Origin of the sequence: Limnochorda sp., from assembly GCF_047459355.1 — a bacterium.
GTDB lineage: Bacteria > Bacillota > Limnochordia > Limnochordales > Limnochordaceae > Limnochorda.
This window is the reverse complement of record NZ_VSCV01000021.1, coordinates 1-11,968: the sequence shown is the minus strand read 5'-3', so window position 1 is coordinate 11,968 and position 11,968 is coordinate 1. Positions and strand designations below refer to the sequence as shown.

General features: G+C 70.4%; 8 protein-coding genes. All 8 read right to left on the bottom strand.

The features are described 5' to 3' along the window. Nucleotides 1-13: 13 nt before the first annotated feature. A complete protein-coding gene (locus FWJ67_RS08160; protein ID WP_414482004.1) occupies nucleotides 14-922 on the bottom strand; it encodes a YitT family protein in 909 nt (302 codons plus the stop codon). Then, complete coding sequence (locus FWJ67_RS08155; protein WP_414482693.1) at nucleotides 919-2,925, bottom strand: WecB/TagA/CpsF family glycosyltransferase; 2,007 nt, start codon at nucleotides 2,923-2,925, stop codon at nucleotides 919-921. The genes FWJ67_RS08160 and FWJ67_RS08155 overlap by 4 nt, the downstream gene beginning before the upstream one ends. Next, nucleotides 2,844-4,691, bottom strand: coding sequence for a DUF5693 family protein (locus tag FWJ67_RS08150; RefSeq protein ID WP_414482692.1), 1,848 nt, complete (start codon nucleotides 4,689-4,691; stop codon nucleotides 2,844-2,846). Before FWJ67_RS08150 ends, FWJ67_RS08155 begins: the two co-directional genes overlap by 82 nt. Beyond that, nucleotides 4,688-5,365 carry a DUF2993 domain-containing protein gene (locus FWJ67_RS08145; RefSeq protein ID WP_304175083.1) on the bottom strand — a complete coding sequence of 226 codons (678 nt, stop codon included), beginning with the start codon at nucleotides 5,363-5,365 and terminating at the stop codon, nucleotides 4,688-4,690. Before FWJ67_RS08145 ends, FWJ67_RS08150 begins: the two co-directional genes overlap by 4 nt. Before the next feature lie 44 nt (nucleotides 5,366-5,409). Beyond that, nucleotides 5,410-6,457 (bottom strand): peptide chain release factor 2 gene (gene prfB / locus FWJ67_RS08140; RefSeq protein ID WP_414482011.1). Its coding sequence is split into 2 segments (ribosomal slippage): nucleotides 5,410-6,441 and nucleotides 6,443-6,457, totalling 1,047 coding nucleotides; the frame shifts between segments, so codons are not numbered across the junction. 158 nt (nucleotides 6,458-6,615) lie between these two features. Next, complete coding sequence (secA, locus tag FWJ67_RS08135; protein WP_304175086.1) at nucleotides 6,616-9,417, bottom strand: preprotein translocase subunit SecA; 2,802 nt, start codon at nucleotides 9,415-9,417, stop codon at nucleotides 6,616-6,618. 136 nt (nucleotides 9,418-9,553) lie between these two features. Beyond that, on the bottom strand, nucleotides 9,554-10,120 hold the full coding sequence (locus FWJ67_RS08130) for a DUF5317 domain-containing protein (RefSeq protein WP_414482001.1): 567 nt from the start codon (nucleotides 10,118-10,120) through the stop codon (nucleotides 9,554-9,556). A gap of 65 nt (nucleotides 10,121-10,185) precedes the next feature. Then, nucleotides 10,186-11,511 (bottom strand): HD-GYP domain-containing protein, encoded by a 1,326-nt coding sequence (locus FWJ67_RS08125; RefSeq protein ID WP_414482691.1) that lies wholly within the window; start codon nucleotides 11,509-11,511, stop codon nucleotides 10,186-10,188. Between the last annotated feature and the right edge of the window lie 457 nt (nucleotides 11,512-11,968).

The window sequence follows — 11,968 nt, the reverse complement described above, 5'->3', positions numbered from 1 at the left end:
CCCATGCCGGTCCTTATACCTCACCCCCGGACCGAATCCTGCCCCGCCGCTCCCCGGGGCCTGCCGCCGCCTGGATGGGACCGAACCCTTCCCCCAGCACCTCATGGACGTCGTGGATCACCATGAAGGCCCGGGGATCGATCTCGGAGACCAGGCCTTTCAGGTGGGCCACCTCCGCCCGGGAGACGATGACCAGGAGCACCTCCCGATCCTCCCCCGTGTAGAGCCCCTTCCCCCGGAGGGCGGTGGCCCCCCGCTGCAGCTCGGTGAGGACCGCCTGACCGATCTCATCCGCGCGGGTGGAGATGATGTAGGCGGCCTTGGCGTAGCCCTGGCCCTCCTGCACGAAGTCAATGGCCTTCCCCGTCAGGAAGACGGCCAAGAGCGCGTAGAGGGCCAGCTCCGGCGAGAAGGCCAAGGCGGCCAAGAGGATGACCAGCCCGTCGGCCAGGAGGAGGGCCCGGCCGGTGCTCATGCGGGTGTAGTGGGCCACCATCCGGGCGGCCATGTCCGTACCGCCGGTGGAGCCCCCCGCCCGGAAGCAGACGCCCATCCCCACCCCCGCCAGGATCCCGCCGTAGATGGCGGCCAAGAGCGGATCCTCCGTCAGAGGCTGAACCCGCCCGGCCAGCAGGTCTGTCCAGAGGGAGATGCTGACCGTCCCCACAATCGTCTTGACCCCGAACTCCCGCCCCAGGGTGCGGAGACTGGCCAGGAAAAGGGGGATGTTGATGGCCAGCATCACCATCCCCACAGGCCAGCCGAACCAGTGGTAGGTGATGGTGGCCAGCCCGCTCACCCCGCCCGCGGCGATCTGGTTGGGCACCAGGAAGACGTCCAAAGCCAGGGCGGTGCCCAGGGTGCCCACCAGCACCCAGACGTACGAGAGGACCCGCTGCCACCGGGGCTTGACCAACCTCATCCTCCGTTCCCCCTCACGGCCAGCCGCTCCGCCACCACCGCGGCCACGAACCGGGGCAGGGCGGCCAGCCTCCTGACCCGCGCCGGCTCCTGCAGCACCCGGTAGGCCCACTCCAAGCCCAGGGCCTGCACCCAGCGGGGCGCCCGGCGCTTCCGGCCGGCCCAGACATCCAGCACCCCGCCCACACCCATCATCACCCGGGCCGGCCCCCACTCCCTTCCCGGCGCGGGCCGCCCCGCCCTGCTGGCCAGTTCCTCACCCCGCCGCAGCCCATCGATCCAAAGCTCCTGCCGGGGCGCCCCGAGACCCACCAAGAGCAGGTCCGGCCTGGCTTGCCGGAGCCGTTCCAAGGCCTCCGCCTCCTCGGCCCCCCGGAGGTAGCCGTGGACTGTCCCCACCACCTGGAGCCCGGGCCAGCGGGCCCGGAGCCTCTGGGCCGCCTCGTTCGCCACCCCGGGCTCGCCGCCCCACAGGAAGAGCCGCCAGCCCCGCCGGGCCGCCTCCTCGCAGAGCCGCTCGGCCAGGTCCGCCCCCGCCACCCGCCCCGGCAGGGCGTAGCCCAGGAAGCGGGCCGCCCAGACCAAGCCCACCCCGTCGGCCACGATCAGATCCGCCCGGGTCATCACCTCCCGAAGACGCGCGCTCTCCTCGCCCGGGGTCTGGGCGTGCATGACCAGCTCGGGGTTGGAGGTGATCACCTGGCGGGCGGGCCCCTCCCCCTCGCACCACTCGCTGATGATGGCCACCGCCTCATCCAGGCTGACGGGATCGATGGGCAGCCCCAACACGGGGAACCGCCGGTCCCGCCAGGAGAGCCGGGGTGCTGCTGTGGCCGGCTCCGCCAGCGCTCGCGCCAGGCGGACCAAGCCCTCCAGCCCTTCCTGGGCCCGGGTGCGGAGATGGGCCACCGCCTCGGGCCGGGGAGGGCGCCCCTCATCCAAGAGACGGGCCACCGCCTGGCGGACCTGGCCCGGATCGAAAGGCGGTTCCAAAGACCCGCCCTCCAGGCCCAGCTCGTGGGTCAGCGCGACCAGCTTGGGATCGACGGCCAGGGCCAGGAGTGGCTTTCCCGCGAGGGCCCCGAAGGCGAGGCCGTGGTAGCGGGCCGAGACCACCGCCCGATAGGCCCGGAACTGGGCCAGCCACGCCTGAAGGCCCGTCCCTTCCGGGAGCTGGACGAGCCGGACCGGGGGCACGGCCTGGGCCAGCCGCGCCGCCCAGTCCCGCTCCGGCCCCGGCTGGAAGGGGAGCAGGTGGACGGGCACCTGCCGGCTCCGGGCCTCCTCAGCGATAGCGGCCAACAGGCCGACGTCCCGCTCAAATCCGCCGGGCTTAGGGTGCGGGCGGAGGATCACGGCGAGCGGCCCCTGGGCCCCCAATCTTTCGGGGGAAGGCAGCGGCGCGGCGAAGACAGGGTCGGCCGTCAGGTGGACGGGGGAGAGCCCCAAGCCCTCCAGGAGCCGGCGGGAGGGCTCGTCCCGCACCGACAGGGGGGCCCCCGCCAGGGCCAGGCGGGTGAGCCAGCGGCTGGCCGGCCGCCAGAGGGGCCCCACCCCTTGTGCGAAGACCGTGCGGGGCACGCCCAGAAGGCGGGCCCAGAGGAGCAAGCCCACATAGTACAGGAGGCTCCGGCGGCTGGTCCCTTCCTGGAGGAGCCCCCCGCCCCCGCTCACCAGAAGCCCCGCCCGGGCCACCTCCCCCAGGGCCTGGAGCGGCCCTCGGGCCGCCACCGCCTCGTGGGCCTCGGGCGCGGTGAGCAGCCCGAGGGCCACCAACCGGCGGGCCGTGCCCTCAGGGTCGGCCGTCAGGACGCGGAAGGGGACGCCGGGAGCTCCGGTCCGGAGGGCCGAGACGACCATCTCCAGAATGGCCTCATCGCCAGCGTTCCCAAAACCATAGTACCCCGAAAGAAGAACCGGTCTCACCACTGCCTGGCGGCGCGGCCCGCCGCCCCCCGCTCCCACCGGGCCAACCCCCACCGCAGGCCCGCCCCCAGCACCCATCCCACGGCGGCGCCGCCCACCATCCCTAAGCCCACCCGCTGGAAGATGAGGCTGAGGGGCTGGTGCAGGTGGGCAAAGGTGTTGACCACCGACAGCTGTCCCACACTCCCCAGGACCAGGAGCGCCCGCCCCAGCAGGTCGGCACGAACGAGCCGGTCCTGGGCCTGTTCCCGGGCCGTACCCGGCCCGGAGCGCCCCTGGGCGGACACTCGACCGGAGAGGACCATCAGCCCCGCGACCAGCGCGCCATGGCCCAAGAGCTCCTTGAACCGGGGCCGCACCCCCAGAACCTCTTCGATCCGATCCCGGAGCACCCTCTCCCACTGGGGCACTGGCACCAGCTCATTCCCCGTCCGCCCCACGTAGTAGACGACCAGCAGACCCAAAGCCAAGAGCCCCGCCACCCCCAGCCCGGCCTGGAGCCAGGCCGGCCGGGCGCTGGACCGGCCCTTGTCCGCCCCGGCGCGGCGGCGATCAGGGAGCCAATGGCCCAAGGGTTCGGGAAGTAGGGCGAGGGCGGCCAGGAGCGGTGGCACGAGGTGCATCGCCTTCACCCCGCGGAAGAGCTCCAGGCGGAGGAGGGCCTCCCGGCTGGAGAGGAGCCCTGCCACCAGGAGACCGCCCCCCACCGAGATGAGGGTCCCGAGGAGGAGCCCCAGCAGGGCGTCCCCAGGGCCCAGCCCGCGGAGAGCCCCAGGGCCCAGTCGGAGGCCCCAGGCCGCCGAAACGAGGACGGCCCCCAGGGGGAAGGCGACGGCGGCAAGCCACGCCACCCAAGCCCGGCCGGAGACGGCGCTCCCCAAAGGCAAGACTTGGGGCAGGAAGGGAACCACAGCCCCGCCGGCCGCGAGGAGCCCCAAGAGGATGGCCGGCGTTCGTCCCCGCACCCACGCCGGCACCCGGCCGGGGCGGACCAGCCCCCCCAAGAGCCAGAGCCCGCTCCCCACCCCGGCGCCCATCAGCGCCCGGGCCAGGGGAGAGGCCCCGAAGGGAGGCACAGACGGTACGGAGCCCAGGCGGTACCCCATGGCTTCGAGGTGCTCGGCCAGCTGCTCCAGGAAGACAAACCCTTCCCCATCATCGGGCCCGATGGGGACCACCACCACCCGCACCTGCCGTTCACGGACGGCCCGGAAGTAGCGGGCAAGACGGGCCCTTGCCCCCTGAGGGCCTTGGTACGCCGCCCAGGCCTCGGGCGGCACCCAGTGGGCCACCACCGCCCGATGGGGCGCCTGGCGCGCCGCGTCGGCCCAGAAGGGGCTCCCTTCCAACTCGATCAGGGCGATCTGCGGCCCGCCGGCTTTCGCCCAGTCTGGCGGAGCCCCAGCGGTACCGGTCCCGGCCGGCGCCGGTGCCGCCACGGGTGGACCAGCCCGCCGCACCCCACCCACCAGCAGGACCTCCAGCCCAGCCTGCTGGGCTTCGGCGAGGGCCTGGGCGATCTCAGCGGGAACGGGATCGTGCTGCCAGAAGAGGAAGAGGGGAACGTCGAGGACCTGGGCTCTGGCCCGCGCCTCCCCATCGGCCAGCCCATCCACGGGGAAGAGGAGGGCCCCCACCCCGCGCTCCCGCCACCGGGCCCCCTGGCCAGCCAGGCGCTCCGGTGACGGGGCGCCCTGCAGCTCCACGGCCAGCAGCACCTGCCGGTACGTGGCCTCCACCTTGGCGCGGGTGGCGAGGACCACCCCGGCGGCCAGGAGCCCCAGCAGAAGAAGGCCCACCGCCACCCGAACCATCCCCGGCCCAGGCCGCCCCAGCCCCCTCACCGCCCGGGCGCCCCTTCCGTCAAGGCCTCACTGCTCCCGGTGGCCACCAGCCACCCGTCGGCCAGGGTGAGGCCGTCGAGCCCGATGGGCAGGGGAAGGTCCTCCACCCCCACCGGGAAGAGGAGCTCCTGCCCCACCACCCGGAGGATCGCCTCGGGAAGCTGGGCCTCCCGGACGCTCACCCGGCGGGGCTGGAACCGGAGGTGGGCAGCGTCGGCCACCAGCAGCTCCCCCTCCACCCGCACGGGGAGGACCTCACCGAACAGGCTTCCTTCCAAGGTGACCACCGAAGGACTGATGTGGATGCGGAAGAGCTGCGAGGTGTCCAGGTGGGTCCATAGGTACTCGTTGAGGGCCTCTTCCGTCAGGACCAGCCGCGCCCGGGCTGTCCCCGGCCGGCGGGCGGCGAACTCGCCCCGGAAGGTCCGGAGGAGGTCCACCTGGAGCCCCCGCACGTCGAGGAGTAGGGTCTCCACGGCCAGCTCGCCCAGCCGGACCTGCTGCGCGTCGACCTGGAGGCGGTCCACCTGGCCTACCAGGAGCTCCACGGCCGGCACGCTCTCCACCCGGACGCGCACCTGGCCTTCGGCCCCCACCTCGTCCCGGAGCACCCGGGTGAGGAAGGCTGCGGCCGCCGGCGGCAAAAGGAGCTGGGCGGCCAGCGCCAGCACCACCAGGAGTCCTCCGATCCAGATGGCCTGACGCGCCGCCCCCTGGCTCATGTCCGCCCCCGGGCCCTCAGGTACGACTGGATGAAGAGGTCCAGGTCACCGTCCATGACCGCCTGGACGTTCCCCGTCTCTGCCTCGGTGCGGTGATCCTTCACCAGGGTGTAGGGCGCGAAGACGTAGGACCGGATCTGGTTGCCCCAGGCGATCTCGCCCTGCTCGCCCCGGAGCTCGTCCAGCTTCTGCCGCCGTTCTTCCAGCTTCCGGGCCAAGAGGCGGGCCCTCAGGATCTTCATGGCCGCCTCCCGGTTGGCATGCTGGGAGCGCTCCGTCTGGCAGGTGACCACGATGCCCGTCGGCAGGTGGGTGATCCGGACGGCCGACTCGGTCTTGTTGACGTGCTGGCCGCCGGCGCCGCTGGCCCGGTAGGTGTCGATCCGGATCTCATCGGGCCGGATCTCCACCTCCTGGCTCTCCTGCACGTCGGGCAGGACATCGACGGAGGCGAAGGAGGTGTGCCGCCGGCCGGAGGCGTCGAAGGGCGAGATCCGGACCAGCCGGTGGACGCCCCGCTCCGCCTGGAGGTAGCCGTACGCGTTCCTCCCCCGGATGGAGAGGGTGGCGCTCTTGATCCCCGCCTCCTCGCCGGGTTGCAGGTCCAGAACCTCCACCTTGTAGCCGCGATCCTCCGCCCATCGGGTGTACATGCGGAGGAGCATTTGGGCCCAGTCCTGGGATTCGGTCCCGCCCGCGCCCGGGTGGATGGAGAGGATGGCATCCTCGCTGTCGTAGGGCCCGGCGAGGAGGGTCTCCAACTCCATCTGGTCTACGGTCTTCTCCAGACTGGCCAGCTCCCGGACCGCTTCGGCGGCCGTCTCCCCATCCTGCTCTTCGACGGCGAGCTGGAAGAGGACCTGAAGATCCTCGGCCCGCTGGCGCAAAGCTTGCCAGTCGCTCACCTGCTCCCGGAGGCGGCTCGCCTCCGCCGCCACCTTCTGGGCTTCCTTGGGATCATCCCAGAAGCCCGGCTGAGCCATGGTCTCCTCCAGTTCCGCGACCCGCCGCCTCAGCCCATCGACGTCAAAGATACTGCCCCATTTCGTCGATGCGGGTTTGCACCTTTCTCAGGCGGCCCTCCACCTGGGGCCGCTCCAGATCAAACTCGAAAGCCATGCTCCAGCCCCCTCATCAGCCTTTCAACGTTGAACCGGTTGGCGCCACGCCACGAGGCGGCTCCCCGCCCCGGGCGGGGCCCCTCACCCTTCGGCCGCCCGCCCCGGGGCGCCGTGGCACTTCTTGTACTTCTTGCCGCTGCCACACGGGCAGGGGTCGTTCCGCCCCACTTTTGTCACCCGCCGCGGCTGGACCACGCCCGCCTGGGGGCCGCCCTGAGCCCCTGCCGGCTGCAAGGCGGCGGGACCCCTCATCCGCCCCTCGGGCGCGGGGCCGCCCCCACCCAGAACGGCCAGGGGCGGGCGCTCGGCCCGGGCCCGTTCCCAGGCGGCGGGCCGGTTCCCCAGCCGCCGGCCGGGCTGAGGCTGGGCGACGGGCTCCACCTTAAACAGGTAGCTGACCGTATCCTCCTGGATGGCCTCCACCATCTGCTGAAACATGGCATAGGCCTCGCGCCGGTACTCGATCAGGGGGTGGCGCTGGCCCAGAGCCCGGAGGCCGATGCCCTCCCGCAGGTCGTCCATGTTCCGCAGGTGGTCGATCCACTTGAGGTCCACCATGCGGAGGAGGAGGAGGCGCTCCAGCTCCCGGATCACCGGCTCGCCCAGCTGCTCCACCCGCTTCCGGTAGGCGGCTTGCGCCTCTTCGGTGAGGCGCTCGATGATCTCCGCCCGGTCCTCGCTCTCCAAGAGCCCTTCGGGCACCCGCACCCGCCGGTTGAAGAGCTCCAGGTACCGCTCCTCCAGGGCCTTCAGGTCCCACTCCTCTGGGTGGACCTTCTCCGGGGCGTAGCTGTCCACCAGGCGGGTAACCAGGTCCGCGATGAACTGGAGGATGGTGGGCTCCAGGTTCTCGCCGGTGAGGACCTTCCGCCGCTGCTCGTAGATGATCTCCCGCTGCTGGTTGAGCACGTCGTCGTACTCGAGAACCTGCTTGCGGATCTCGAAGTTCCGGGCCTCCACCTTCTTCTGGGCGTTCTCCAGGGCCCGGCTCACCTGGGCGTGCTCGATGGGCTGGTCGTCCTCCCAGCCGAGCCGTTCCATCAGGGCGGTGATCCGCTCGCTGCCGAAGAGCCGCATCAGGTCATCTTCCAGCGCGACAAAGAACCGGGAGGAGCCCGGGTCCCCCTGGCGGCCGGCCCGCCCCCGGAGCTGGTTGTCGATCCGGCGGGACTCGTGCCGCTCGGTGCCGATGACGTGGAGCCCGCCCAGAGCCACCACCTGGTCGTGCTCCTTATCCGTCTCCTCCTTCATCCGCTGGTAGATCTCCTGGTAGACCTGCCGGGCCTTGGCCACTTCGGGATCGTGGACGGGCCCCTTCTCCGCGGCCTGGGCGATCACCTCAGGCGGGTAGCCCTGCCGGCGCATCTCCTGGCGGGTGAGGAAGTCGGGGTTGCCGCCCAGCATGATGTCCGTGCCCCGGCCGGCCATGTTGGTGGCGATGGTCACCGCGCCCAGCCGCCCGGCCTGGGCGACGATCTCCGCCTCTTTCTCATGGTACTTGGCGTTCAAGACCTGGTGGGGCACGCCCCGCCGCTTCAGCATGGCCGAGAGGCGCTCAGACTTCTCGATGGAGACGGTCCCCACCAGGACGGGCCGGCCCAGCTTGTGCATCTCCACAATCTCCTCGACGACCGCCTCGAACTTGGCCTTCTCCGTCTTGTAGACCACGTCGGGGTAGTCTTTCCGGATCATGGGCGCGTTGGTGGGGATCACCACCACGTCCATGCCGTAAATCTTCATGAACTCCTCTTCTTCGGTCTTGGCGGTGCCCGTCATCCCGGCCAGCTTCTCATACATGCGGAAGTAGTTCTGGAAGGTGATGGAGGCCAGGGTCTGGCTCTCCTGCTGGATCTTCACCCGCTCCTTGGCCTCGATCGCCTGGTGGAGCCCGTCGGAGTAGCGCCGGCCGAACATGAGGCGGCCCGTGAACTCATCGACGATGATGACCTCACCGTCTTTGACCACGTAATCCCGGTCCCGCTTGAAGAGGGTGTGGGCTTTGAGAGCCTGGTTCAGGTAGTGGGCCAGCTCCCAGTTGACGTCGTCGAAGAGGTTCTCGATGCCTAGCTCCTTCTCCACCTTGGCGACGCCCGCCTCGGTGAGGGCGACGGTGCGGGCCTTCTCGTCCACGGTGTAATCCTCGTCCCGCTTCAAGCGGGGCACCAGCTGGGCGAAGCGGTAGTACCACTCGGGCGAGGCCTCGCCAGGGCCGGAGATGATGAGGGGGGTGCGGGCCTCGTCGATGAGGATGGAGTCCACCTCGTCGACAATGGCGTAGACCAGCCCCCGCTGGACCATCTGCTCCTGGTGGAGGACCATGTTGTCCCGCAGGTAGTCGAAGCCGAACTCGTTGTTGGTGCCGTAGGTGATGTCACAGGCGTAGGCCTGGCGGCGCTCGGCCAGGTCCAGGCCGTGGACGATGGTGCCCACCGAGAGGCCCAGAAAGCGGTAGATGGCGCCCATCCACTCCGCGTCCCGGCGGGCCAGGTAGTCGTTGACCGTCACCACGTGGACGCCCCGGCCCGTGAGGGCGTTGAGGTAGACGGGCAGGGTGGCCACCAGGGTCTTCCCCTCGCCCGTCTTCATCTCGGCGATGCGGCCCTGGTGCAGCACGATGCCGCCCATCAGCTGCACATCGTAGGGCCGCATGCCCAGCACCCGGCGGGCCGCCTCCCGGACCACCGCGAAGGCTTCGGGAAGGAGGTCATCCAAGGTGGCCCCCTGGTCCAGGCGCTGGCGGAACTCCCCCGTCTTGGCCTGGAGCTCCCCGTCGCTCAGTTTTGACACCTCAGGCTCCAGCGCGTTGATCGCCTGAACCAGAGGCCGGAGGCGCCGGAGTTCCTTCTCATTGCTGTCGAAAAGCTTGGTCAGCCTCTCGAGCACGGCAGTCGCCACCTTTCTGCCAGGCTCGGGGCGTAGCCTGCGGCGCCCCTGACGATGAAAAAGGCCGCTCGCCCCCTGGCGTGGCCGGCCGGCGCGTATTATACCATGGCCGAAAAGGGCGGAACAACTAAGGGCCTCAGGCGGGGCGGCGGTCCTGGGACCCGTCCAGCATGGCCCGCTGGATGAGGAGGAAGAGCCCCACGCCGATGAGCACATCCCCGATGCTGAAGATGACCGCCCGCGGGTAGGGCGGCGGGAGGGTCATCCAGTCGCCCAGGAAGGCCAGCCGGGTGGAGCTGTCGGCCAGCTGGTGAAAAAGATCGCCCCCCGCCTCCATCCGTTGCAGGGCCGCAGGCCCGCCCAGGCGCACCACCGCCTCCCGGGCGACGGGCATCTTGCCGCCGTTGGCCGCAATGGCAAGAAAGTTGGCCAGCACCCCCGCGCCCATCACCAGGAGCTCCACCTTCTCCCGGTTCATCCAGACCGCGGCCAGGAGCACCACGAAGGTCAAAGGATATAGGTAGGGGGCGTAGGGGAGCAGCTCCGTCCAGCCCCACCGGACCGCCAGGCTGAAGGCCGCTTGGAGGCCGAAGGCGGCCAAGATGGCCGGAATCCACCGCAAGTCGAGGCTGGCCAGGTGGCGGAGCCGCCCGCCCCGGAGCCATCCCACCAGCATCCCCAGCAGGAAGAAGTCGAGGAGCATGGTCCCTCACGCCTCTCCGGCGCTCCCTGCCCCGCAGCCTACCGCGCTCCGAGGGGCCGCCGGGGCTAGCCGTCGGGCTCCACCGCCGCCCAGGCTTGCCCGACTGCCCGCTCCGACGCCTGGGCGACGTGGATGCCCCGGGCAGGGAGCACCTGGTTGATGAAGACATCGACGACGTACGGGTCGAACTGGGTCCCCCGCCCTGCCAGGAGCTGCTCCAGGGCCCGCTCGGGATCGAGGGCGGTCCGGTAGACCCGCTCGTTGGTCATGGCGTCCCACGCGTCGGCCACGGCCACGATCCGGGCGCCCAGGGGGATGGCCGCGCCCTTGACCCCGTAGGGGTACCCCTTGCCGTCGAAGCGCTCGTGGTGGTGGCGCACGATCTCCTGGACGGTGCGCAGAAAGCCGATGGGTTTGATCATCTGGGCGCCCCGTTCGGGATGCTCCCGCATGCGTGCGAACTCTTCATCGGTCAGAGCGCCCGACTTGAAGAGAATCTCATCCTGGATGGCTACCTTGCCAATGTCGTGCAGGAGCGCGGCCGACTCGATCACCTCTTGCTCCGGCTCGGGCAGGTTCATGGCGGCCGCGATCTCCCTGGCGAGGCTGGCCACCCGGGCCGAGTGGCCATGGGTGTGGGGGTCCCGGGCGTCGAGGACCTCCGAGAGGATCCGCATGGTCTCCAGGTGGGCCTCCCGCAGCTCCGCGTTCTGCCGGGCGGTGAAGCGGACGGTGACAAAGGCCAGAAGGAGCAGGGCGACCCCAAGGAAGCCCAGGGGGGTTAGGTAGATGTAGTACATGAGGATGCCCAGCAGGCCGGTGAAGACGTAGCTGAGCAGGGACCAGCGCAGGTCGATGGAGAAGGTGGAGGCCAGCCCGGGCCAGAACGAGGGCGACCGGGTGGCGATAAAGGCATCGACCAGGATGGTGTTGGTCAGGAAGGCGGTGAAGGTGGCCACCAGGAGCACCCACCCCACGGAAGCGAAGCTTTCGGGCTCGACGGGCAATGCCCCCAGCCCGGCGAGGGCCAGGCCGCTTGCCAGCCCGCTCACGTAGAGCTGCCCCACGTTGTAGGCCAGGTTGAGGGGCCGGTAATGCCGCCGCACGCCCTCCACCAGCGCCGTGGCGCCCGCCACCAGGGCGGCCGGCAACGGGCCCAGGATGAGGATGTTGGTCAAGAGGACGGCAAAGGAGACGGTCAGGTGAATGTTCAGCTGCGGAATGGGAACCATGTCGGACTCCGCGATCCAGGCGAGGAGAAAGAAGCCCAAGAGCTTCAGCGGTTCCCATTCAGCAGGAAAAGGAGCGGCGACCCAGGTCAAGACACCAGCGACGGCATAAAGACCCGCCGTCAGAAGAAGGCGCGTCTGAGTTCTGGTGTCGTGTGCCATGGGTGCCCCCCCTGCGAAAAGAACCGGCACCGCCCATCGCCCGCTCACGCGTCCGGACCGATGTGCTTCATCGCCCCACCCGCGAGGACCATGCTCACGAGCGTGGCGAGAACCAGCAGCAGACGGGCCTTCATGGCTCATCCCCCTTTGCCTGGGGCTGGCCCGCCAGATCCGCTTCCAGGGCGGACCGCACGTTCCGCTTCGCTTCCCCATGGCGGGGATTGATGAGCCGTTTCCTGCCGTTACAGCCTTGCTGCGGAGCGATAGTTCTCGACGGTGCCGGTTAAACAAGAAACCCTTGCTTGTCCCGCCTCGGACCCGATCCCCTAACGGCGGCGCCGCCCGTGAGCCCGCCTGCGCGGCCTCTCCCCCAACAGCGAGGCCCAACCCAGCCGCCCCCACTACCCGCCGGCGGCCCCGAGGGGATCTGTCATACCATCTCCTCTTCCATGCGAAA